Origin of the sequence: Pseudonocardia halophobica (genome assembly GCF_050948485.1) — a bacterium.
GTDB classification, from domain to species: domain Bacteria; phylum Actinomycetota; class Actinomycetes; order Mycobacteriales; family Pseudonocardiaceae; genus Pseudonocardia; species Pseudonocardia halophobica.
In genome coordinates this window covers 1,485,578-1,507,677 of record NZ_CP192046.1, presented here as the reverse complement: position 1 = coordinate 1,507,677, position 22,100 = coordinate 1,485,578, and the positions used below count along the sequence as shown (strand labels likewise).

General features: G+C 71.8%; 20 protein-coding genes. 3 read left to right on the top strand and 17 right to left on the bottom strand.

From position 1 onward, the window contains the following. Positions 1 to 96: 96 nt before the first annotated feature. The 3 genes from ACQP04_RS07330 to ACQP04_RS07320 are packed head-to-tail and all read right to left on the bottom strand — an operon-like array spanning position 97 to position 3,961. Positions 97 to 1,242, bottom strand: a complete 1,146-nt coding sequence (locus ACQP04_RS07330; protein ID WP_433506294.1) for an aromatic ring-hydroxylating oxygenase subunit alpha — start codon at positions 1,240 to 1,242, stop codon at positions 97 to 99. After that, on the bottom strand, positions 1,239 to 2,792 hold the full coding sequence (locus ACQP04_RS07325; protein WP_433506293.1) for a class I adenylate-forming enzyme family protein: 1,554 nt from the start codon (positions 2,790 to 2,792) through the stop codon (positions 1,239 to 1,241). Before ACQP04_RS07325 ends, ACQP04_RS07330 begins: the two co-directional genes overlap by 4 nt. Next, positions 2,789 to 3,961: a CaiB/BaiF CoA transferase family protein gene (locus tag ACQP04_RS07320; protein ID WP_433506292.1), complete on the bottom strand. Its 1,173-nt coding sequence runs from the start codon at positions 3,959 to 3,961 to the stop codon at positions 2,789 to 2,791. Before ACQP04_RS07320 ends, ACQP04_RS07325 begins: the two co-directional genes overlap by 4 nt. A gap of 110 nt (positions 3,962 to 4,071) precedes the next feature. On the opposite strand from ACQP04_RS07320, the gene ACQP04_RS07315 reads away from it, so the two are divergent. After that, positions 4,072 to 4,671 carry a TetR/AcrR family transcriptional regulator gene (locus ACQP04_RS07315; protein WP_433506291.1) on the top strand — a complete coding sequence of 200 codons (600 nt, stop codon included), beginning with the start codon at positions 4,072 to 4,074 and terminating at the stop codon, positions 4,669 to 4,671. A gap of 3 nt (positions 4,672 to 4,674) precedes the next feature. On the opposite strand, the gene ACQP04_RS07310 is transcribed toward ACQP04_RS07315, so the two are convergent. Both ACQP04_RS07310 and ACQP04_RS07305 read right to left on the bottom strand, forming a co-directional pair. Continuing rightward, positions 4,675 to 5,835: an aromatic ring-hydroxylating oxygenase subunit alpha gene (locus ACQP04_RS07310; protein WP_433506290.1), complete on the bottom strand. Its 1,161-nt coding sequence runs from the start codon at positions 5,833 to 5,835 to the stop codon at positions 4,675 to 4,677. Positions 5,836 to 5,874: 39 nt separating this feature from the next. Next, entirely contained in the window at positions 5,875 to 8,148 is a 2,274-nt protein-coding gene (locus tag ACQP04_RS07305) for a molybdopterin-containing oxidoreductase family protein (protein WP_433506289.1), read from the bottom strand. Between ACQP04_RS07305 and ACQP04_RS07300 the strand changes: the two genes are divergently transcribed. Together ACQP04_RS07300 and ACQP04_RS07295 are read left to right on the top strand one after the other, a co-directional pair. After that, complete coding sequence (locus ACQP04_RS07300; protein ID WP_433506288.1) at positions 8,123 to 8,770, top strand: TetR/AcrR family transcriptional regulator; 648 nt, start codon at positions 8,123 to 8,125, stop codon at positions 8,768 to 8,770. The genes ACQP04_RS07305 and ACQP04_RS07300 overlap by 26 nt on opposite strands. 22 nt (positions 8,771 to 8,792) lie before the next feature. Continuing rightward, positions 8,793 to 9,710, top strand: coding sequence for a TIGR03621 family F420-dependent LLM class oxidoreductase (locus ACQP04_RS07295; protein WP_433506287.1), 918 nt, complete (start codon positions 8,793 to 8,795; stop codon positions 9,708 to 9,710). Between the two features lie 30 nt (positions 9,711 to 9,740). Here the strand turns inward: ACQP04_RS07295 and ACQP04_RS07290 are convergent, their stop codons facing one another. The 12 genes from ACQP04_RS07290 to ACQP04_RS07235 all read right to left on the bottom strand — a co-directional run bounded on the left by ACQP04_RS07290 (position 9,741) and on the right by ACQP04_RS07235 (position 22,100). Further along, positions 9,741 to 10,367: a TetR/AcrR family transcriptional regulator gene (locus ACQP04_RS07290; RefSeq protein ID WP_433506286.1), complete on the bottom strand. Its 627-nt coding sequence runs from the start codon at positions 10,365 to 10,367 to the stop codon at positions 9,741 to 9,743. Between the two features lie 9 nt (positions 10,368 to 10,376). Beyond that, positions 10,377 to 10,973 carry a metallophosphoesterase family protein gene (locus ACQP04_RS07285; RefSeq protein WP_433506285.1) on the bottom strand — a complete coding sequence of 199 codons (597 nt, stop codon included), beginning with the start codon at positions 10,971 to 10,973 and terminating at the stop codon, positions 10,377 to 10,379. Between the two features lie 13 nt (positions 10,974 to 10,986). Beyond that, positions 10,987 to 12,507, bottom strand: a complete 1,521-nt coding sequence (locus ACQP04_RS07280) for a class I adenylate-forming enzyme family protein (RefSeq protein WP_433506284.1) — start codon at positions 12,505 to 12,507, stop codon at positions 10,987 to 10,989. Between the two features lie 48 nt (positions 12,508 to 12,555). After that, positions 12,556 to 13,791, bottom strand: a complete 1,236-nt coding sequence (locus ACQP04_RS07275) for a cytochrome P450 (RefSeq protein ID WP_433506283.1) — start codon at positions 13,789 to 13,791, stop codon at positions 12,556 to 12,558. A gap of 122 nt (positions 13,792 to 13,913) precedes the next feature. Then, complete coding sequence (locus tag ACQP04_RS07270; RefSeq protein ID WP_433506282.1) at positions 13,914 to 14,882, bottom strand: aldehyde dehydrogenase family protein; 969 nt, start codon at positions 14,880 to 14,882, stop codon at positions 13,914 to 13,916. A 119-nt stretch (positions 14,883 to 15,001) separates the two neighbouring features. Beyond that, on the bottom strand, positions 15,002 to 16,519 hold the full coding sequence (locus tag ACQP04_RS07265; protein WP_433506281.1) for a class I adenylate-forming enzyme family protein: 1,518 nt from the start codon (positions 16,517 to 16,519) through the stop codon (positions 15,002 to 15,004). A gap of 48 nt (positions 16,520 to 16,567) precedes the next feature. Next, positions 16,568 to 17,746, bottom strand: coding sequence for a thiolase C-terminal domain-containing protein (locus ACQP04_RS07260; RefSeq protein ID WP_433506280.1), 1,179 nt, complete (start codon positions 17,744 to 17,746; stop codon positions 16,568 to 16,570). A 9-nt stretch (positions 17,747 to 17,755) separates the two neighbouring features. Then, the gene (locus tag ACQP04_RS07255) at positions 17,756 to 18,496 is read right to left on the bottom strand and encodes a Zn-ribbon domain-containing OB-fold protein (RefSeq protein ID WP_433506279.1); all 741 of its coding nucleotides are present in this window, start codon (positions 18,494 to 18,496) and stop codon (positions 17,756 to 17,758) included. A 13-nt stretch (positions 18,497 to 18,509) separates the two neighbouring features. Next, on the bottom strand, positions 18,510 to 19,493 hold the full coding sequence (locus ACQP04_RS07250) for a hypothetical protein (RefSeq protein WP_433506278.1): 984 nt from the start codon (positions 19,491 to 19,493) through the stop codon (positions 18,510 to 18,512). Continuing rightward, positions 19,490 to 20,704 (bottom strand): aromatic ring-hydroxylating oxygenase subunit alpha, encoded by a 1,215-nt coding sequence (locus ACQP04_RS07245; protein ID WP_433506277.1) that lies wholly within the window; start codon positions 20,702 to 20,704, stop codon positions 19,490 to 19,492. Before ACQP04_RS07245 ends, ACQP04_RS07250 begins: the two co-directional genes overlap by 4 nt. A gap of 121 nt (positions 20,705 to 20,825) precedes the next feature. Continuing rightward, the gene (locus ACQP04_RS07240) at positions 20,826 to 21,794 is read right to left on the bottom strand and encodes a PDR/VanB family oxidoreductase (protein WP_433506276.1); all 969 of its coding nucleotides are present in this window, start codon (positions 21,792 to 21,794) and stop codon (positions 20,826 to 20,828) included. A gap of 84 nt (positions 21,795 to 21,878) precedes the next feature. Next, on the bottom strand, positions 21,879 to 22,100 hold the full coding sequence (locus tag ACQP04_RS07235) for a ferredoxin (RefSeq protein ID WP_433506275.1): 222 nt from the start codon (positions 22,098 to 22,100) through the stop codon (positions 21,879 to 21,881).

Below are 22,100 nucleotides of genomic sequence, written 5' to 3'. Positions count from 1 at the left end.
CGCCGTGATCGGGACACCGAGCTGCCCGCGACCCCACCGGGAAGGTCCTCAAGGGCGAGTCGCGGACGATGACCGCGACCAGGCCCTGAGCCGGATTCAGTTCCCCAGGTCTGCGGCGAGCTCGCGGTGCAGGTGCTGGCAGGACTGCTCGTTGCGCCCGTAGAGGAACGTGCCGTGCGGGTGCGCCTTGGCGTTCTGCTGGATGGTCAGCTCCATCGGCCAGTCCTCGTTGACCGCGGCCTCCTGCAGGATCTCCCAGCTGCGCCGGATCCGGCCCTCGATGCGCTCGTCGCGCTTCTCCGGACGGACGAGGAAGCGGATCTGTGTGGTGGACCGGGAGGCGGTCTCGGTGTCCGGCCACACCGTCCAGAACTCGACGTGGTCCGGCGTCGAGATGACCATCGAGTTCGGGTAGAGGAACAGGTTGCTGCCCATGTGCCGGAAACTCGCGTCGACCTCCTCGCCCGCGCGGGCCTTGTCGCCCATGCGGGTGCGCGGGCTGAAGGACTGCCCGTGCCGCCCGTACTGCCGCCAGACGCTGGTGTTGGTCTCGATCAGTTTGCCGACGCCTTTGGGGTGCAGGAACTTCGGGTGCAGGACGTCGATCGCGCCGTCCAGCACGAGCTTCCAGTTGATGTCCAGGGTGAACGACTCGTCGAGGAAGATCTCCGCGCCGTCGAGCCCGAAGGGCGTGAGCTGGGTGTCGACGTCCGGGCCGAGCCAGGTGTCGATGTCCCAGTCGGCGGTGCCCGACAGGTCCGCGAACAGGAACCCGTGCCGCTCCTCGATCCGTACCGTGTGCAGGCTGCGCCGCTCCCGGTCGACGTGGGTGTAGAAGTCGTCGTACGGGACGCCGCGCAGGCCGCCGTCCTCGCGGTTGTAGCTCCAGCCGTGGTAGTGGCAGGTGAAGTAGCGCTGCTTGCCGCAGGCCTTGTCCTCGACGCGGCCACCGCGGTGCCGACAGATGTTGTGGTAGCCGGCCACCGTGCCGTCCGACCTCCGGACGACGATCAGCGGCAGGCCCAGCACCTCGCGGGTGACGAAGCTGCCCCGCTCGGCAATCTCGGAGCCGTGGCCGATGATCACCGGCAGCCGGGTCATCAGCTCGCGCTCCCGCGCGGCGCGCTCGTCGCTGACGAAGTGGGAGATGGGCACCCGCAGATCGGTGTCCGCCATCTCGGTGGTGCCGGCGCGCAGGTGCCCGGCGAGCAGGTCCGCGACGTCGCTGTTCAGCAGGCTCATGACTCGTTCCCCCGAGTGGTGAGGGGCACCGCCTCGGGCGGCACCTCGGGATAGGCCGCGCGGATCTCGCGCTTGAGGATCTTGCCGCCGAGCGTGCGCGGCAGCGGGGCGCCGGTTCCGACGATCCACTTCGGACGGCGGTAGTCGGCCAGGACCGTGCCGACGTGCGAGCGCAGCTCGTCGACGTCCACCCGGTCCATGTCCGGCACGACGAGCATCGGCACCTCGCCCCAGCGCTCGTGCGGGACGCCGACGACCGCGCACTCCTCCAGCCCGGGCCGCCCGGCCAGCACGGTCTCGATCTCCGCCGGGTACACGTTGAGCCCACCGGAGATCAGCATGTCCTTGGCCCGGTCGACCAGCGTGAGGAAGCCGTGCTCGTCGAGCCGACCGATGTCGCCGGTGTGCAACCAGCCGCCGGCGAGGGTCTCGGCGGTGGCCTCGGGACGCTTCCAGTACCCGGTCATCACCGACGGGCCACGCAGGAGGATCTGGCCGGGCTCGCCGACCGGGACGTCCCGGTCGGCGGAGTCGACGACCCGGATCTCGTGGTGCATGATCACGCGCCCGACCGAGCCAACGTGGTCCGCGGCCTCGTCCTCGTAGAGCAGGGTGGCGTAGCCGCCGGCGAACTCGGTCTGCCCGTAGCCCTGCCGCATGCCGACGCCCAGTCGCTGCCAGGCGCGGATCACCTCGATCGCCATCGGCGCGCCCGCGCCGACGCCGGCGCGCAGCGCGGAGAGGTCGGCGTCCTTCAACGAAGGCAGCGCGAGCACGCCCTCCCACACCACCGGCACGGCCGAGCACACGGTGATCCGCTCGCGTTGGAGCAGCTCCAGGATCTGCGGCGGGTCGAAGGTGCCCTGCACGATCGCGGGCGCGCCGGTGGTCACCGACTCGCGCAGGTAGCTCGACGAGCCGCCGGTGAACGCCATCGGCACGATGATGAGGACGCGGTCCTTCCAGGTCAGCGCGTCCGCGACGGCCCGGGCGTTCCCGTTGGCGATGATCGCCCGGTGCGGCAGCATCGCGCCCTTCGGGACGCCGGTGGTGCCGGAGGTGTAGGCCAGCAGCGCCGTCTCCTCCGGGTCCGGACGACGGGCCGGCGGCCGCTGTCCGGCCAGCCGCAGGTCATCGAGCGGGGTGCAACCCTCCACCGGCTCCGTCGTGAGCACGGTGAGGCCAGGCACCGCCGCGCGGGCGTCGGCGAGCACCGGGACCAGCGCGGGCTCGGTGACGACCATCCGGGTGCCCGCGTCCACGACCGGGTGCACCATCTCGGCCGGCGTGAACCGGATGTTCAGCAGTTCGACGGCCGCGCCGACGCGGAACGCGGCGTGCATCGCCTCCACGAACTGGACCCTGTTGGTCATCAGGACCCCGAGCACGTCGCCGGGTCGCAAGCCGGCGCGGTACAGGCCGGCGGCCAGCTCGTCGGTGGCCCGGTCCAGCTCGGACCAGGTGTAGTCGCGCTCGGCGAAGCGGACGGCGAGGTGGTCCGGCAGTCGCCGCGCCCAGAAGCGCAGCAGCTCGGAGAAGTGGCCGCTCACGACAGCTCCCCGAGGACCTCGTCGGTGTGCTGCCCCAGGTCCGGCGCCAGGTCCGGGGCGAACTCCTCCCCCACAACGCGCACCGGGCTGGCGGCGAACCTGAGTCGTCCGTGAGGCCCGTCCTTCTCGTACGTCGTGGCGCGCGCGGTGAAGTGGGGGTCCTCGAGGAGCTCCTCGACGGTGTTGACCGGCCCGCCGGCGACGTCGTGGGCGAGGAAGAGGTCGACCCAGTCCTGCTTGGTGCGGGTGCGGAACAGGGCGTCGAGCGCGCGCCAGACCTGCAGAGCGCGCTCCTCGCTCCCCTCGTCCACGGTCGACAGGTCGATCTCCAGCAGGTCCGGGCGGCCCACGGCCTCGCAGAACGCGCGCCAGAACTTCGGGTAGTGCGAGCCGAGGACGATCGCGCCGCCGTCCTTCGTGGCGTAGGCGTCGAGCAGCGGCCAGTCCGGCAGCCTGCCGTCCGGAGTCCAGCCCGGGCGCGCGTAGGTGTGGTCGACGTTCAACGCGGCGTCGATCCTGTCCGGCATCCACGCCGTGGCCACGTCGACGCTGCTGATCTGCAGCCGCGCGCCGACGCCGGTCTCCCGGGCCCGCAGCACCGCGGCCAGGATCGCCATCGCCCCGTACGCGCCGATGGCGTACATGGCCTGCGGGACCTCGGCCGAGCCTCCCATCACCCCGGGCGGCGACGGATGGTCGGTGTCGACCGTGCGCATGCCCGCGTAGGCGTCGAACCACATGCCGCCCGTGGCGAGGTCCCGGTACGGGCCCTCGGCACCGGTGCCGGACACCTCGCACAGCACGGTCTGCGGGCGCACCTCGCACAGCGCGTCCCAGCCCAGGCCGAGCCGCTCGAGGTGACCGTGCCGGGTGCCCTCGATCACCGCGTCAGCGGTCGCGGCGAGCCGCAGGAAGGTCCGTCTGCCCTCCTGCGACCGCAGGTCCAGGGCCACGCTGCGCTTCCCGCGGTTCCACCGCAGGTGCATGAAGCCGGGGCCGTCCGGGGTGCCGACGGCGCGGGCCCCGTTGTGCCGCACGCCCTCGCCCGCCCCGCTCTCGACCTTGATCACGTCCGCGCCGAGGTCGGCCAGCTGACCGCCGACGGACGACGGCGCGAGTTGTGCGACCTCCAGGATTCGCACGCCTGCCAGCAGGGAGTAGCCGCTCACGTCTTCGACACCATCGTCGACGCCTCCAGGTCCGGGATGCATCGACGATGGCACATGAGACATTATTCGTCAAGCGTCTCATGTCGCAGGCCTGGCCTAGACTCCGGCACATGGCCACCCCACGCGCGAGCACGGTCGAGGAGCCGGCCGGCATGCAGGCGCAGCTGCTCGAGGCCGCGGAGGAGTGCTTCGAGCGCTTCGGCATCGCGAAGACGACGATGGAGGACGTCGCGAAGGCGGGCGGCGTCTCGCGCGCCACGGTGTACCGGTACTTCGCCGACCGGGAGGCACTGGTCCTGGCCTCGATCACCCGGCGGGCGCGCCTGAACATCCCGCGCGCGCAGGCCCACATCGAGCGCTGCGCGAGCTTCGCGGACAAGCTGGTGGAGGGCCTGATCTACAACGTCGACCGCGGCCACAAGGACCCGGTGGTGCAGCTGCTCGTCACCGGCGACCAACCGGGCCTGGCCGCGCGGATCCTCGGCGGGGAGGGCGTGTCCCACCAGCTGACCTACGAGCTGTGGGAACCGATCCTGCAGGCGGCGCAGCAGAACGGCGAGATGCGGGCCGAGCTGGACCTGCACGAGGCCGCCCGGTGGCTGGCCCGCATCACCACGATGATGGTGTCGCAGGAGGAGGGCATGCGCCTCGCACCGGACGAGCTCCGGCGCGAGTTGCGCACGTTCCTGGTGCCCGCGTTCCTCGCGTGAGGATCAGGCGAGCAGCTTCCGCAGCTCGCGGTGGAAGATCTGGTTCACGACCTCGTTGCGGCCCAGCACCATCCCGCCCGCGTTCGCGCTGACGAGCCCGGTCTGGGCGGCCCGCAGCAGGGGGAAGTCCTCCTGGTGCAGCACGGCGAGCAGGATCTTCCAGTTCTTGTCCCAGACCTCCTCCCACTTCTCCTTCGTCATGCCGCTGGCCTCGAGGCTGGGCACGAGCAGCCGCATCTCCATGCGGCAGCGCCCCGGGTCGGTGGGGTGCGGACGGAAGGTGAGCAGCTCGAAGTGGTCGTCGGGCTGGCGGAGCAGGGTGCTGTTGGGCAGCAGGAAGTGCCCGTCGATGACGTACCGGCCGAGGTCGCGGTCGCCGGGGTCCTCCTCCAGCCAGCGGTCGATCTTCTTGCGGGGCGAGAGCATGCGCGCGTGCCGGCCGAAGTCCTCGACGACCTGCACGTTCGTGTGCACGTGCTTGCCCGCGGTGTTCGGGTGCGCGTACTGGATGTGGTAGTTGTCCGTGAACGCGTCCTGCATGAGCTTCCAGTTGGCGGGCTCGTCGAAGCCCTCGGACCGGACGGCCAGCAGGTCCTGCAGCCGGTAGCCGGCCAGGATGTCGTCGACCTCCGGGCCCAGCCAGGTGGCGACGTCGATCTCGGCATCGGCGTCGTCGACCATCCAGATCAGACCGTGCCGCTCCTCGGTCGGGAGCTCGATCAGCCCGAACCGCGTCCGGTCGATCTCGCCGAACGTGTTGTCCCGTGTGATCGCCCGCAACGAGCCGTCCGTGTCGTACGACCAGCGGTGGTAGCCGCACGAGAACAACCGGCACCGGCCCTTCTCCTGCTCCTCCAGCAACGCCCCGCGGTGCCGGCACAGGTTCACGAACGACTTCACCGAGCCGTCCTTCTGCCGCACCACGATCACCTTGTTCCGCGGCATCTGCAGCGTGAGGAAGTCGCCCGGCTTCGGCAGCTCGGTCGCGTGCGCCACGATGGACGGCACCCGACCGAAGACCAGGTCGCGCTCCCGCTGGGCGATCCCCGGGTCGCGGTACTGCTCCGGACCGAACGGGACGACCGAGTCGAACTCCTCGGTGGTGTCGTTGCGCAGGTGGTCCAGCGCCCGCCGGATCCGGTCCCCTCGAGGCGCAGCTGTCATGGCGACCCCCTCGTCGACGTTTATCTACTACATCTAGGTTTACACCACCGAGGGCTCCAGCGGAAGCCGGAGCGGGCGTACCTCGACGGGGATCCCGGTCAGCCGGGCCATGTTCGACTCCGGCTCGTAGCTGCCCGGCCCGTGCGGCATCAGCCGGTTGACGTTCACCCCGGGGCGCTCGCGGGACAGCCGCAGTCCCGGCTGGAGCCCCCAGCCGTGCTCCATCGCGACGACGCCCGTGCGCAGCCCGGGATCGAGGGCGACGGTCGCCCGGGCCTCGCCCCACGCCGAGCGCACGACGGCCTCGTCGCCCGGGGACAACCCGAGCCGCACCGCGTCGTCGGGGTTGAGCGTGAGCGGATTGCGGTCGCGTGGCCCGCGCTTCATCTCGGGCACGTTCGCGTACCAGGAGTTCTGCGCCTTGGTGTCCCGTCGGGAGATCAGCTTGAGCTGGTCGGGGCTCTCGGCCGCGAGCTCGGCGAAGATCCGGGCACACCGCGCGATCGCGGCGTCGAAGGCGGCCGGGCGGCAGTCCACGCGGCCGTCGGCGGTCTGGATGTGTCGGGCGAACAGCGACCCCGGTTCGGCGTCGCCGACGGGAAGCCCGTGCGGGCGGGACGTCACCTGCTCACGGGTCAGGCCACCCGCGGCCAGCATGTGGTCGACGCGGGACCAGCGCGCGGTCTCGGGGTCCTCGGCGTCGAGCACCGAGGGCAACCCCATCTCCTGGGCGATCCTTGCGAGGATCCACCACTCCTCGCGCCGCTCGTGCCGCGGCGGGACGACGGCGGGCGTCCACTGCACGAACGTGCTGGCCGCCATGCCGAGGGTCGCGACGTTGACGTCGGCCCGCTCGTACATGTCGGCGGCCGGCAGCAGCCAGTCCGCGTACTCGCCCGTCGCGTTCGGGTAGAGATCGATCACGACGAGCAGTTCGAGCGCCTCGAAGGCCTTCCGCAACCGCTCCTCCCCCGGGATCGTGAGCAGCGGGTTACCCGCGATCACGACGAGGGCGCGGATCGGCCGCTCGGCGTCGAGGACGTAGTCGGCCAGCAGCGCGCCGGGCAGGTGCCCGCGGCGCATCGGGCCGAACTCCCCGTCGACGACGTCGCGCGCCAGGTCGCCACGGGCCTTCCGGGCCGCCGGGTAGACCTCGCGGCCGGGGATGTTGCCGCCCTCGCGGTCCAGGTTGCCGGTGACCAGCACCAGCATGGTCATCAGCCAGTACGCGAGCATGCCCTGCCGGCCCATGTTGACGCCGGTGGACATGTGCGCGGCGGCGCTCGGGGCGGCGGCGAAGTCCCGGGCGATCCCGCGGATCCGGTCCGTCGGGATTCCGCAGACCTCGGCGACCCGCTCGGGCGGGTAGCCCGCGACGAAGGCGCGGAGCCCGTCGAGGTGCGCCCCCTGCTCGTCGGCGACCGGATCGAACCCGCACGTGCGGTCGATCTCGTGGATCAGCGCGGCGAGGAGGTAGACGTCCGTGTCCGGCTTGATCGGGACGGTCTCGCCGGTCCGCGGACCCGCGGTCTCGGTGTCCCGCGGGTTGACGAACCAGATGCGCGCCCCGCGGGCCGCTGCCTCCGTGAGCTCGCGGTAGGCGTTGGGCACAACGAGGAAGCTGCCCTTGCTCACCCGCCAGTTCGAGCCGAGCAGCAGCAGGGCGTCGGTCCGCCGCAGGTCCGGGAGGGCATGCAGGGCGGAGGTGCCGAACATCGCCGTGGCGGCCGCGAACTTGTTGCTGCAGTCCTGTGTGGCCGAGTTGAACACGCGGGTGACGCCGAGGCGCGCGAACAGCTCCGGCGTGCCGATGCCGATCTGGGAGTTGAAGCTGGCCGGATTGCCCATGTAGAGCCCGATGCTCTCCGGGCCGTACTCGTCGAGGAGCGAGGTGAGGGTGGCGGCGATCCCGCCGACGGCATCGTCCCAGGACCTCACCTCGGCCTCGCCGTCGAAGCGGTGCAGGGGATGGTCCAGGCGGTCGGGGTCCGAGTGGATCGCCGCGCCGGCCATGCCCTTCCGGCAGGCGAAGCCGCGGGAGACGGGGTGGTCGCGGTCCGGCTCCAGGGCGACCAGCTCGCCGTCGCGCACCCTCGCGACGAGGCCGCACGCCGGTTCGCACACCCGGCAGTAGGTGGCCGTACGTCGCTCTCCGGACATCCCCGCCCCCTCCGCGTCGAGAAATCTAAAGGTAATAGGCAGCGTGGCGCGCGACAAGTGCGGGGCGGGGTCGCGGATAATGGCGCGCATGCCCCGCCCGGCGAAGCCGCTGATCAGGTACGACTCGGTGATCGAGATTTCTCTGCGGATCATCGACACCGAGGGCCTCGACGCCTTCAGCCTGCCGCGGCTGGCGCGCGAGCTGAACGTCCGTGCCCCCTCGCTCTACCACCACTTCCAGGACAAGGCCGAGATCCTCCGGGCGGTCGCGCGGGCGATCGTGCTCGAGGCGAAGTGGCCGGACGAGCAGAGCGTGCCGAACTGGGTGGAGTGGTTCGTGCGGCTGAGCCTCGACTTCCGCAGCGCGGTGCTGCGGCACCGGAACGCCGCGCCGGTCCTGCTCCAGTTCATGCCCCGCGACGTCCTCACACGCACCTACGACACCAGCGCGCGCCTGCTCGCGGAGCTGGGCGTGCCGCCCGAACAGCGGGTGCTGATCCTCGACGGCATGGACAAGCTCACGGTCGCGGCCGCCATCACCGAGGCGGTCAAGGGCCCGGACGAGCGGGGCCGGGCGTTCGCGAACGTCGACCCCGCGACCGAGCCGACGCTGGCCGAGGCCGCAGAGCTCAACCCACGGTCCGTCGAGGACCTGTTCGCGGAGTCCATCCGCTGCTTCCTGCGCGGCGCGCTCCCGTACATCGACGCGGACGCCCCGGCGCCCAGCCGCGCGGCGATCGCCGTCCCCGGGCCCGGGACGTCCGCCGCATCCTGAACTAAAGCCATAAGGTGAAGGGGTGCACCCCTTCCGCTTCGGCGTCATGAGCACCGGCCGCCCCGACGGCTGGGCGCACTTCGCCCGCCGGGTCGAGGACCTCGGCTACGACGTCCTGCAGGTCGCCCAGCACTTCAGCCTGCGCTCGGTGCCGCCGCTGCCCGCGGTGGCCCTGGCCGCAGCCGCGACGAGCACCCTGCAGGTGGGCACGCTGGTACTGGACAACGAGACGACGCATCCCGCCGTCGTCGCCCGGGACGCGGCCTGGTTGGCGGCCGAGACCGACGGGCGGTTCGAGCTGGGCATCGGCGCGGGCTGGCTGGGCACGGATCACACGGTCGTCGGAGCGCCGTGGCGGTGCCCGGCCGACCGGGTCGCACGCCTCGACGAGGCACTGTCCCTGATCCGCGCCTGCTGGGCCGGTGAGCCCACCACGTTCACGGGCACCCACTACCGCGTCGACGGACTGGCCAACGGCAGTGTGACGCCGGCACCACCCCGCATCCTGGTCGGGGGCGGCGGGCCGCGCCTGCTGGCCGTGGCCGCCCGCCACGCCGACATCGTCGGGATCGCGCCCGACATGCGCAGCGGCCGCATCGGCGGTGCCGCGGCCCGCACCGTCGCCCCGGACCAGGTCGCAACCAAGATCGAGCGGGTCCGGGCCCTCACCGCAGAGCGGGTGCAGCCGGTCGTGCTGCACGTCGCGCTGACCGCGGTGCTCGACCGGGCCGCCACGTCCCGCATCGAGAAGACCGCAGCTGCCTTCGGCCTCCCACCCGAGGAGATCGACGACGTGCCGAGCGTGCTCGTCGGCTCGACGGCCGAGATCGTCGAGCGGCTGCGGGAGCGCCGGGAACGCCTCGGATTCAGCTACGTCTCGGTACCGGAGTCCGCACTGGACCGCCTGGCCCCGGTGGTGGCCGAACTCGCGGGGACCTGACCACTCGCGAGGATCGGCCGTTGAGGGGACTCAGCTGGTGGCGAGTGCGGCCGAGATCCCGGCCAGGTAGAGCCGCACCGACCGTTCCAGCAGCGCCTCACCCTCCGCCCCGCCGGACTCGATCGCCTCGACGAGGTACGGGTACCGCTCGCGCTCCACTCCCTGCGGGATGTGGGTGCGGCCGTGCACCGCGTCGCCGGCGTCGGCGAAGGCCATGCCGAACACGAGCTTCTCCAGCCCGCGCATGATCACCCAGCGGTCACCGGCCGGCACCCCACCCTCGGCCAGGACCCGGGCGCCCCGCTCGTGCGAGGGCATGATCACCGTGTTCGGGAAGTAGGCGTAGAGCAGCCCCGCGGCACGCGGATGGTCGAGGAGCAGGCGGTAGGTGCCGAGGCAGAGCGCCACGAACCACTCCTGCCACTCCCCCGGCGCCGGGGCCGGCGCGAGCCGCACCGAGGACAGCAGCGCCCGCGAGGCCTCCGTGAGCAGGTCGGAGCGGTTGGCGAAGTGGTGGTAGAGCGAGGGGCTGCGCACACCCATCTCGCGGGCCAGCTTCTCCAGCGAGAAGCTCTCGTAGCCCTGCTCGTCGATGAGCCGCAGCGCGGCCGCGACGGCGGCGTCGCGGGAGATCAGCGGCTGCTTCGGACGGGGCATCATCGCAGCCTAGACGGCCGCGCGGCGCGGGTTGTCGAAGGAACGGAAGATCACCTCGCCCGAGTCGGTGTCCACGATGGCGTACCCGACCTGCTCGCCGCGGGCGGGCTGGTCGCTCATCCCGACCGACCCGGGGTTGACGATCAGGGTGGGGCCCACCCGTCGGGCCATGGGCAGGTGCGTGTGTCCGAGGACGACGAGGTCGGCGTCGAGCTCACCGGCGCGCTCGAACTCCGGGCTCTCCGGATCGAGGTAGCGGGCGTAGGGCGGGAAGGGGCTGCCGTGCACCATCAGCAGGCGCACCCCGCCGATGGTGCACCGCAGCTCGGTGGGCGCCGCCTCGACGTACGCCAGTTCGGCCCGGGAGACCCGCGGCGACTCGCGAGCGCGGGCCCCACCCGGGCCGAGGAAGGACAGCTCGTGGTTGCCGAGCACGTAGAGCGCATCCGCCTCACGGATGGCCCGCACGATGTCGTTCGAGAACCGGTGGTCCGAGAAGGCGTCCCCGGCGACGAGCAGTGCGTCCGCCTCCCCGGCGAGCTCACCGAGCGCACGGTCGAACGCCGCGGCGTTGCCGTGCGCGTCGGCGACGATCCCCAACCTCACGTCGACAAGGGCCTCACGCCACCGGCTGAGCAGGTGCTGCCAGCTCGGGGTGCGCCTCCCGGATCTGCCTCCGCGCGATCTTGCCGCTCGCCATCCGGATCAGCGGCTGCTGCTGCACCACGACGTGCCGGGGCACCTTGTACCCGGCCAACCGCTCCCGGCAGAACTCCGTGACCGTCTCCGGCTCGAGGTGCGCCTCCGCGTACACGATCGCCGCCGGGGTCTCGCCGAACTTGGGATCGTCGGCCGAGATGACGCACACCTCCACGACCTCGGGGATCTCGGCGATCACCGCCTCGATCTCCGACGGCGCGACGTTGTAGCCGCCGGTGATGATGATGTCCTTGAGCCGGTCGACCACCCGGATGTAGCCCTCCGCGTCCTTGATCCCGACGTCGCCGCTGTGGAACCAGCCCGCCCGCATGGCGTCGGCGTAGGCCTTCTCGTTGCGCCAGTAGCCGGGCGTGACGCCGGGTCCGGCCACGATGATCTCGCCGGGCTCCTCCGGGTCGCAGTCCGTCCCGTCGGGCCGGACCACCCGGTGCCGGGTGAAGACCGTGCCGCGGCCGATCGACTCGGGCCGGGCGACGGCCTGGTCGGCCGGGTTCAGCGTGGAGATCCCGCCGAGCTCGGTCATGCCGTAGGCCTGCCGCAGCAGCACGCCCTTGTCCAGCCACGCCCGGATCGTGCCGACCGAGGCCCGGGCCCCGGCGATCGTGACCAGCTCCAACGACGACAGGTCGGCGTCGGCGAACGCGGGCTGCTTCGCGATCTGCTCGAACAGCACCGGCACGCCGCACATGATCTGAATTTTCTCGTCGGCCAGCCGCCGCAGGGCGGTCGATGCGTCGAAGCCCTTCTCGTAGTACATCGACACGCCGCGCGTCAGCGGGTGCAGGAAGTGCCAGAGCAGCCCGGGTGCGCCGGACATCGACAGCAGGTAGATCATCCGCGCGCCCGGCCGGATCGCGGGCTCCGCGAAGGCGAAGTCCGCGATCAGGTTGAACGTGCTGCGGTGCGTGAAGATCACGCCCTTGGGCCTGCTGCTGGTCCCGCTCGTGTAGATGATCTGCGTGACGTCGTCCGGCCCCGCGGTCGGCCGCGGCACCGGGGCCGGGTCCGTGTCTCGCAGACCGGTGAACTCCGACAGCCCGAGCAGGCTCACCGACGTGCCCCCGAGGGCGGCGGCGATCCGCTCCCGGTGGGCCTCGTCGGCGAGCACCACCCGTGGCTCCGAGTCCTCGACCAGGTAGCGCAGCTCGTCGCTGGTGAACCGGTTGTTGAGCGGGACGACGATCGCGCCCAGCTTCAACGCCCCGATCCCGGCGACCACCCACTCCAGGGCGTTGTCGCCGATGATCGCGACCCGGTCCCCGGGCACGACGCCGCAGGCCGCGTGGAAGTGCGCCGCGGCGTCCGTCCAGCGGTCCAGCGTGCGGTAGTCGACGACGTCCGTGCCGTCGAAGACGATCGCCGGCCGCTCCGGCGCGGCCGCCGCCCAGTAGCCGAGACCGTCGGTCACCAGCTCCGTCATCGGGTCTCCTCGAGGGGTGTCAGCGCTGCGGGGGGTCAGCGCCGGGGGTCAGCGCTCCGGGGTGAACAGGATCGGCAGCTCGAGCACACCGCGCACCTGGCTCGGGTGCGAGACGACCTGCTTGTCCGTGTCGATCCGGTAGTCCGGGATCCGCTTGTGCAGCTCCTCGAACACCAGCTGCAGCTCGACGCGCGCGAGGTGCGACCCGAGGCAGCGGTGCGGGCCGGAGCCGAAGGACAGGTGCCGGTTGGGCGTGCGCTCGATGTGCACCACGTCCGGATCGTCGAACTCCCGGCCGTCTCGGTTCGCCCCGGCCAGCACGAGCAGCAGCTGGTCGCCCTCCTTGAGCTCGATCCCACCGAGGGTGGTGTCGTGCCGGACTCGCCGGCCCGGGGACACCGCGGCCTCGATGCGCAGCATCTCCTCGACCGCCGCCGGGATCAGGGACGGGTCGTCGATGAGCCGCTGCCGCTCGTCGGGCCGGTCGGCCAGGTGGAGCACGGACCAGGCGAGCGTGCCGGTCACCGTGTGGAGGCCGGCGATCAGCAGGAGGAAGAACATGTTGCACAGTTCCTCGTCCGTGAGCGGCCGGACCTGCCCGTCGAGCTCGATCGACTGGTGCACGATCTTCGCGGTGATGTCCTCCGCCTCCGGGCCGCGCGCCCGGCGGTCGGCGACTACGCCGGCGAAGTAGGCGAACAGCCGCCCGGCCGCGGCCTCGCGGGCGGCGTTGTTCTCCTCCTCGGTCCCGCCCGGCACCCCGCGCAGGGTGGTGTCGGTGGCCTCGGTGAACATCGGCGCGTCGTCGAGCGGCCAGTCCATCAGCGCGAGGAACACGCGGGCCGGCAGCTCGTGCGCGAACTCCGAGATGTACTCGGCGGACCCGCGGGAGGCGAACCCGTCGATCAGCTCGTTGATGATCTCGCGGATCCGCGGCTCCAGGGCCCGCATGCGGGTGGGATTGAACAGCGGCTGCAGGGCCTTGCGGAAGGCGGTGTGCTCGGGCGGGTCGACCTCGAGCGGGAGGAACTTGCCGGCGCCGTGCGGCACGAGGTTGTTGGGGAAGCTGGAGAAGGTCTCGGGGTGCCGCAGCACCTCGTGGATCTCCTCGTACCGGGTGACGATCCAGTGGCCGCCGTACTTCTCGGAGTACACCAGCGGCGACCGATCCGCGATCTCGCGGACCTTCGCGTTGATCCGGTCGGTGGGGAACGTCAACGCCGGGTCGTAGATGTCGAAGTCGGTCCTGAGGTGCTCGGGGACCGAGGTCAGGCTCGTGGTCATGGTGGGACTCTCCTGTCGGCATTGAGCAGGGAGGAGCACTGCCGGAAGCGTCTCGGCAGGTGGGTTCGGGAGGGTGGGAGCGCCACCGTCGCAGAAACCTTATACACCTAGGTTCTGAGGTGTCAAGCGCCACATCCGACGACGTTCCCGCTGGTCAGGACGCCGGACGGCCGAGCTTCCGGCGCCAGTCGTGAGCGCCGAGGAACCGCACGACCTTCGCCGTGAGCTCGCTCTTGGCGGGCACGACGGGGTACCAGTTCGGCTCGGCCTTGAGCGCGATCCGCTCCTCGACGACCGACTTCTGGCGGCAGTACTCGAGCACCCCCGTTCGCGCCGCCGAACCGCGTCCCCAGCCCGGACCGCTTCCACCCGCCCATCGGCACGGGCGTCTGGAACGTGGCGATGACGGTGTTGTTGACCGACACCGATCCCGCCTCGATCCGGCGCGAGAGTCGGTCCGCCCGGCGTCGGTCGCGGGTCCACAGGCTGGAGCTGAGCCCGTAGTCGGAGTCGTTGGCCAGCCGGATCGCCTCGTCCTCGTCGGCGACCTTCATGATCGGCAGCGTGGGCCCGAAGGTCTCCTCGCGCATGCAGACCATGGAGTGGTCGACGTCGACGAGCACGGTGGGTTCGAAGTACGCCCCTTCGCGCTTCCCCCCGACGAGCACGCGGGCGCCCTTGGCGAGCGCGTCGGCCACGTGCCGCTCCACGATGTCGGCCTGTGCGGACGTGACCATCGCCCCGATCTCGCTGGCATAGGAACCCGGCGCGTCCATGCCCTGCCGGATCGCCTTCACCTTCTCCACGACCTTCGCGACGAACTCGTCGTAGACGGGGGCCTCGACGTAGACGCGCTCGACCGAGACGCAGGCCTGGCCGGCGTTCATCATCGCGCCCCAGACCGCGCCGCCCGCGGCCCGCTCGACGTCCGCGTCGGAGAGCACGACCATCGCGCCCTCGGCCGCCGCGACCTCGGCGGGACCCTGCGCGGGGACGGAGCCGACGAGCCGTCCGTCGGCCGGGCAGTGGACCTGCAGCCGCGGGCCGCCCGCCTCCTCAACGGTGCGCGCCTGCTCGGTCGCCGTGCTCATTCCGCCTCCGCAAGGTCCGCGCCGACGTCGGTGCCGGCTCCCCGGAGGCAGGGTAGAGATGAATGACACGAATCGTCAATCTGTCTCATCGGTTCGTGCGGGTGAACGATCCCCGCTGCTCAGCGCACCTTGGCGTAGCGCTCGGAGACGTCCGAGTACTCGTCCCGGATCGCCCGCTTGGAGATCTTGCCGCTCGGCAGCCGGGGCAGGTCGTCGCGACGCAGCACCACGTAGCGCGGGACCTTGTAATCGGCCATCTGCGCCCCGCAGGCTTCGATGATCGCCGCCTCGGTCACGCTGTCGTCCGCGGCGACGATCGCCGCGGGCGTCTCGCCGAACCGGTCGTCCTTCGCCGCGATCACCGACACCTCGCGCACACCCGGCACCCGGCCGATCACGGCCTCGATCTCCACCGGCGAGATGTTGATCCCGCCGGAGATGATCAGGTCCTTCATCCGGTCGACGAAGGTCAGCCGCCCCTCCGCGTCCCGGACACCGAGGTCGCCACTGTGCAGCCACCCGTCCCGGAACGCCCGGGCCGTGGTCTCCGGGTCCTGCCAGTACCCGGGCGAGACGCCCGGCCCCTTCAGCAGGACCTCGCCCTGCTCCCCCGGCTCGCACTCGCTCCCGTCCGACCGCACGACCTTGAGCTCGGTGAACGCCGAGCCGCTGCCGCAGGAGTCGGGGTGCGTCTGGGCCTCCGACGGCCAGGTGGCCGTCGCGACCCCGCCGGCCTCGGTCATGCCGTAGATCTGGCGGAGGTTCACGCCCTTGCTCCCCCACGCCTCCAGCAGCGGCACGGACACCGCGGCGCCGCCCACGACAGCGGTCTTGAGGTGTGACAGGTCGGCGTCGGCGAACTCCGGCGCCTTCGCCATCACCTCGTAGATCAGCGGGACCCCGAAGATCGTCTCGATCTTGTGCCGGTCGAGCTGGCGGACCGCGCGGGACGGGTCGAGCTGCGCCTCGACGACCAGTGTCCCGCCGAGCACGACCTGCATGACCAGGCCCCACACCAGGCCCGGCGTGAAGCACAGCGGGAGCAGGAGCAGGCTGCTGCCGCCGGGCCGCAGACCCTCCTCGCACAGCGACGCCTCGAAGACGATGTCGAGCAGCGTGCGGTTGGTGCAGATGACCCCCTTGGACAGGCCCGTGGAGCCGCTGGTGAACAGCAGCGCGACCGGCTCGGCCGGGTCCCGGTCGATCCGGAACTCCTCGTGGCCCGCTCCGCGCAGCGCGGCGAACTCGGGCAACGGGATCGTCTCGACGCTGCTACCGAGCTCCCGGGCCTGGTCCAGCGTGCCCGCGAACTGCGGGTCGGCCACGACCACCCGCGCCCCGGAGTCCTGCAGCAGCTTGTGCAGCTCGGCGCCGACGAGACGGGGGTTCAACGGGACGAGCACCGCCCCCGCCTTCATCACCCCCAGCGCCACGGCGGCCCACTCGGGAGTGTTGCCGCCCAGCAGACCGACGCGGTCACCCTCGGCCACGCCGCGCTCGTGCAGGGACCGCGCGACCGCGCCGGACCAGTCCCGGAGTGTGCGGTAGTCCACGGTGTCCTCGCCGAAGACGAGGGCCGTGCGGTCGCCCTTCGTGCGGGCCCACCAGTGGAGGGCGGATCCGACCGACGTGGCCATGGTGGGTCTCCTCACGCGTCGTCGCGTACGTCCGGGTTGGGGAAGGATCTAGAGCACGGCGTCGGAGCCGAACAGCGTGGCGCCGACGGAGGGGGCCATCGGGCCCCCGAGCAGGAGCGACAGGGCCGCGTCCGGCACCTGGTTCGGCGAGGTGCCGCGGATCTGCCGCACGGCCTCGACGATCAGCCCGAAGCCGTGCACGAAGCCCTCGGCGATGTTGCCGCCCGCGGTGTTCACCGGCAGGGAGCCGGTGGGGGCGATGAGGTTCTCGAAGGTCATCACGCGACCGGCGTCCGGGCCGCTCGGCACGAAGCCGAAGTCGATCAGCGACGCCACCGCCGGTCCGGAGAAGTTCTCGTAGACCTGCACGACGTCGACCTCGCCGGGCTTCACCCCGGCGCCCTCCCACAGCCGCGCCACCATCGCCGGGTGGAACCCGGCGCTGGTGTAGGCGAGGTCGTTCTCGACCGACTCCGACCAGTCCGGGCCCGCGCCCTGCACGCCGGAAAGGACATACGCGGGCTTCTGCCGGAGCTCCCGGGCCCGCTCGGCGGTGGTGACGAGCACGGCTCCCGCCGCGTCGTTCTCCCGCGAGCAGTCGTAGAGGCGCAGCGGCTCGGAGATCCAGCGGGCGTCGTCGTACACCGCCGGGTCCAGCGGCCTGCCGTACGCGACGGCGTCGGGGTTGTTCTGGGCGTGGTGGTACGCAGCCTGGACCAGCGCCTTCATCGCCGAGGCCGGGACCCCGTCGACCTCGAGCATCCGCTGGGTTCGCAGGGCGCAGATCTGGGCCGGCGCGAACACGCCGTGCCCGGAGAGCAGCGGGCCCATGTGCCCCTTGCTGTAGCTCTGCCGGCCGGCGTCGGCCTCGGAGATGCCGCGGTAGACGCAGACCATGTCCGCCTGGCCGGAGGCGACCGCCGCCGAGGCCGCGTTGACGGCCGCGGCGACCCCGCCGCCCCCGCCGCCCCACACCATCGTGGACCAGCGGATCTCCTTGGCGCCCAGTGCCGCGCCGATCGCGAGGCCCTCGTTGTCGTCGTTGGCGTAGGAGACGAAGCCGTCGATGTCGTGCGCGTCGATCCCGGCGTCGGCCGCCGCCGCGAGGATGGCCTCGCACGTGAGCTGCGCCGAGGTCTGGGTGGCCGTGCCCCGCTTGTGGAAGGGCGTGTTGGCGATCCCGACCACGGCCGTGGCGCCGCGGAACGCGCGGTCCCTGCTTGTCATGTCAGTCCCTCACACCAGTCGCCAGCGGAGCAGCGGGTAGCCCTCCGGGTCCGCGGCGGGTTCGATCTCGCCCTTCACCTCGGCCCCGATGCGCACGTCCGCGCCGTCGCCGTCGAGCAGCACGCCGAGGAGGCGCCGGCTGCCCGCCCCGGGCAGCTCGACCACGACCACGACGTAGGGCAGGTGGCCGGTCACCTCCGGCGAGAAGGGCTGCCAGGTCCGCGTCCAGGAGTAGATCCGCCCGACCGGATCCACCACGGGCCACTCGAGGTCGCTCGCGTGGCAGCCCGGGCAGATCGGCCGCGGCGACCAGGTCCACCGGTCGCAGTGCGGGCAGTGCTGCATCCGCAGCTCGCCGCGACGCAGGCCTTCCCAGTGCGGCGCGTCGAGCCCGTCGTCCGACGGGTGCGCCATCGACGTGCGCGGCGGGGTGTCCGGGACGTTCCGGACCTGGGTGACCAGCCACGTGCCGTCGAGCTGGATCCACCGCGACCGGAAGACCGCCTCGCCGCCGGTCCCGGTGTAGCGGATGAAGGCGGAGAACAGGCCGTCCGGGCCGGGCTCGATGTCCAGCAGCTCGGCGGAGTGCATGCCCTCCGGCGGCCGGGCCGAGGCCAGCAGCTGCCCGACCCGGTCCGGGCGGAAGTCCGCCAGCACGGTGGCGTTGTCGCCGGCGGCGACGGCGTGGCCGTGCCGCTCGACGACCTCGGCCAGGTCCGCCGGGACGCCCGGGAACTCCTTCGCGGTCACCCTGTCTCCTCGTTCACCGGAGGGCCCAACGTGGCTCGGTCGCCGTGTTGGTCACCGTGTACTGCACGTCCGTCTGGTCGTGCATCAGGCCGAGGCTCCTGGCCTCGTGCACCTGCGAGCGGTCCTGCGCGTCGACGGTGATCATCCCGGCCCGCACGCCCGCGTCGCGCAGCCGCTCGAGGCCGGCGACGAGCAGTGCCCTGACCAGCGGGTCGTCCTCGTGCTCGCGGTCGCCGTCGCGGGTGACCAGCGCGACGAGCCGGCCCGCGGCGCCCCATTCGGTGGGCTCGCCGGAGTCCGGGTCGATCCACACGGCACCGTCCGGCGCCTCCGCAGGGCCGCTGACCAGCAGTTCAGCGTCCGCGGGCGGCTGGTGCCGGCGCCCGCTCGCGGTCCACAGTTCGGCGGCGGCCACGCGCTCGGCCGTGGTGGTCGCCTCGCGCACCTGCGGGCCGCCGGGCTCGGCACCGGGGTCGATCTCGCGCCCCGCCCGCAGCGGTATCACCAGCTGCCAGCGGCGCAGGGCCGTCCTGATCCCGTAGCGGCGGAAGCGCAGCGACATGCGCAGCGCGGCGGGGTGGTTGCCACGTGCCCACACCTTCAGCGCCCGCACACCCGTGCCGCACCAGCCGTCCGGCTGCCCGAGCTCGAGCCCGATCTTCTCGACGAGCAGGGTGGTGATGCCGCGCGACCGGTAGTCCGGCCGCACCACGTACGAGACCTCGCCGATGCCGGCATCCTCACCCTGCAACGGCTCGACGCGCAGGTAGGCGGCCAGGCTCGGGGCGAGCGGGACGTTGCGGCCCGAGCGCTCGTCCGGCAGGAGCCACACGAGGAGCTGCGTCGTGCCGGGCTCCGTGTCGTCGTCGAGGGAGAGCTGCGGGAAGCCCGCCTCGGCGTCGGCCTCGGCGGCCTCGTGCAGCATCTCCTGCAGCTCGGCCTCGACCTCGGGCGGGAAGCCCTCACCACCCGCCGGGTACCACTCGAAGTCGATCACGACGTCAGCTTCTTCAGCTCACGGTGGAAGATCTGGTTCACGTACTCGTTGCGGCCCAGGACCATCCCGCCCGCGTTCGCGCTCGTCATGCCCGCCTGCGAGCTGCGCAGCAGCGGGAAGTCCTCCTGGTGCAGCACGGCGAGCAGGATCTTCCAGTTCTTGTCCCAGATCCGGTTCCAGCGCTCGGAGTCCATGCCGGAGTCCTCGACCGTGGGCACGACCAGGCGCATCTCCATCCGGCAGCGGCCCGGGTCGGTGGGGTGCGGGCGGAAGGTGAGCAGCTCGAAGTGGTCCGGCTGGCGCAGCAGCGTGCTGTTGGGCAGCAGGAAGTGGGTCTCGGTGACGTACTTCGACAGGTCCTCGTCCGGCGCCGGGGGCTCCTCGAGGAACTTGTCGATCGTCTTGCGCGGCGCGATGAACCGGGCGTGCCGGCCGAAGTCCTCGACCGCCATCACGTTGGTGTGGATGTGCTTGGCCGCAGTGTTCGGGTGCGCGTACTGGATGTGGTAGCCGTCCAGGAACGCGTCCTGCATGATCTTCCAGTTCACGGGCTCGTCGAAGCCCTCCGCGCGGGCGGAGACCAGCGTCTCCATCCCGTAGCCGCCGAGGATCTCGTCCATGTCCGGGCCGAGCCAGGCGGCGACGTCGATCTCCGCGTCGGCGTCGTCGACCACCCAGACGAAGCCGTGCCGCTCCTCCGTGGGCAGCTCGATCAGCCCGAACTTCGAGCGGTCGATCTCGCCGAAGGTGTTGTCCCGCGTGATCGCCCGCAGCGAGCCGTCCGTGTCGTAGGACCAGCGGTGGTAGCCGCAGGAGAACAGCCGGCACCGGCCCTTCTCCTGCTCCTCCAGCAGCGCCCCGCGGTGCCGGCAGAGGTTCACGAAGCTCTTGACCGAGCCGTCCTTCTGCCGCACGACGATGATCTTGTTGCGCGGCATCTGCAGCGTGAGGAAGTCGTTCGGCTTCGGGATTTCGCTGCCGTGACAGACGATCGACGGGACGCGCCCGAAGACCGCGTCGCGCTCGCGGCGCGCGATCTCCGGGTCGGTGAACTCGACGGCCGTGAAGCCGTTGACCCCGTCGAACTCGTCGGTGCTGTCGTTGCGGATGTGGTCGAGCGCCCGCCGGATCCGGTCGTTGCGCGGGGCGTGGGGCCTGCGCTCCTCGCCCGTCGCCGGCCCGGTGGTCGGCACGGTGTCCTGAATGGTCATCGTCGCCTCCTGGCTCCGCGCGCCCTTGCGCCGCGGCTCGGGAAGTCGTTCGGTCGTAATCCTACAGGCTTAAGGTTTACCACGCGAGGGCTCTCTCCAAACCACCCTCCCACCTGCACGTTCAGCGGTCGATGACCAGCTTCGGGGAGGCCGCACGGGACACGCAGGGGAACATCACGTCGTTCTCCGCCTGCTCCTCGGGAGTGAGGAGGGAGTCCCGGTGCTCGGGCACCCCGCCGAGGACCGCGGACTCGCAGGTGCCGCACGTGCCTTCCCGGCAGGACGTCTCGATGGTCACGCCCGCGTCCGCCGCGGCGTCGACGATGCTGACACCGGGCGGCACCGTCACGGTGATCCCGGACTGCGCGAACTCGACCTCGAACGAGCCGTCCTCCGCCGTGCTCGGGACCTCCTTCGGCGCGAACCGCTCGACGTGCAGGGCGCCCGACGGCCAGGCCGCGCAGCGCTCCTCGACCGCCTTGAGCAGTGCCTCCGGGCCGCAGCAGTAGACCAGCGTCCCGTCGCTCGGGGCGCCGAGCAGCGCCTCGAGGTCGAGCAGACCGACCTCGTCCTGCGGCCGGAGCGACACGCGGTCGCCGTACCGCTCGACGAGCTCGTCACGGAAGGCCATCGACGCCCGGGACCGGCCGCCGTAGACCAGCCGCCAGTCCGCGCCCGCCTTCTCCGCCTCGGCGATCATCGGCACGATCGGGGTGATGCCGATGCCGCCGGCGAGGAACAGGTACCGCGGCGAGTCCGCGAGGACGAAGTTGTTGCGCGGGCCGCGCACGCGCAACACCCGTCCGACCTCCATGGCGTCGTGCACGTGGGCGGACCCTCCCCGCCCGGCGGGCTCGCGCAGCACGGCCACCTGGTAGGTCTCCCGGTCGTGCCGGTCGCCGCAGAGCGAGTACTGGCGCACGAGGTCCGGGCCGAGATCGAGGTCCAGGTGCGCTCCCGGTTCCCACTCCGGCAGCTCGGTCCCGGCCGTGGGGCGCAGGGTCAGCCGGACGACGCCGTCGGCGACGGCCTCGCGCGCCGCCACCTCGACGTCGATCTCGTGCTCCGGCGCTCCGGTCGTCCTGCTCACGGCTTGACTCCTCCGACACGACCGGACCGCCCGCGGGCTCCCACGGGCGGTCCGGCCTTCACGAACCTGCTGCCACGCGTCCGGTCAGGCGGACGGCGACGCCTGCAGCGACTCCTGCAGGGCCAGCGCCCGCTCGGGACAGATGTCCACGACGTGCTCGGCCTGGCCGAGCATCGCCTCGGGCACGGGCTCCGCCAGGATGATCGGGTCTCCCTGGTCGTCGCAGTCCACGATCTCGGGCGCGGCCCCGTAGCAGAGGCCGTGCCCCGCGCAGGCGCCGCGATCGACCGTCAGGTACCGGTCCAT

Bases quoted from the DNA above. Each gene is read 5' to 3' on its own strand.
- ACQP04_RS07330 (WP_433506294.1), bottom strand. From the start codon at position 1,242: ATGAGCCTGCTGAACAGCGACGTCGCGGACCTGCTCGCCGGGCACCTG.
- ACQP04_RS07315 (WP_433506291.1), top strand. From the start codon at position 4,072: ATGGCCACCCCACGCGCGAGCACGGTCGAGGAGCCGGCCGGCATGCAG.
- ACQP04_RS07310 (WP_433506290.1), bottom strand. From the start codon at position 5,835: ATGACAGCTGCGCCTCGAGGGGACCGGATCCGGCGGGCGCTGGACCAC.
- ACQP04_RS07305 (WP_433506289.1), bottom strand. From the start codon at position 8,148: ATGATCCGCAGAGAAATCTCGATCACCGAGTCGTACCTGATCAGCGGC.
- ACQP04_RS07290 (WP_433506286.1), bottom strand. From the start codon at position 10,367: ATGCCCCGTCCGAAGCAGCCGCTGATCTCCCGCGACGCCGCCGTCGCG.
- ACQP04_RS07280 (WP_433506284.1), bottom strand. From the start codon at position 12,507: ATGACGGAGCTGGTGACCGACGGTCTCGGCTACTGGGCGGCGGCCGCG.
- ACQP04_RS07275 (WP_433506283.1), bottom strand. From the start codon at position 13,791: ATGACCACGAGCCTGACCTCGGTCCCCGAGCACCTCAGGACCGACTTC.
- ACQP04_RS07270 (WP_433506282.1), bottom strand. From the start codon at position 14,882: ATGAGCACGGCGACCGAGCAGGCGCGCACCGTTGAGGAGGCGGGCGGC.
- ACQP04_RS07265 (WP_433506281.1), bottom strand. From the start codon at position 16,519: ATGGCCACGTCGGTCGGATCCGCCCTCCACTGGTGGGCCCGCACGAAG.
- ACQP04_RS07260 (WP_433506280.1), bottom strand. From the start codon at position 17,746: ATGACAAGCAGGGACCGCGCGTTCCGCGGCGCCACGGCCGTGGTCGGG.
- ACQP04_RS07245 (WP_433506277.1), bottom strand. From the start codon at position 20,704: ATGACCATTCAGGACACCGTGCCGACCACCGGGCCGGCGACGGGCGAG.
- ACQP04_RS07235 (WP_433506275.1), bottom strand. From the start codon at position 22,100: ATGGACCGGTACCTGACGGTCGATCGCGGCGCCTGCGCGGGGCACGGC.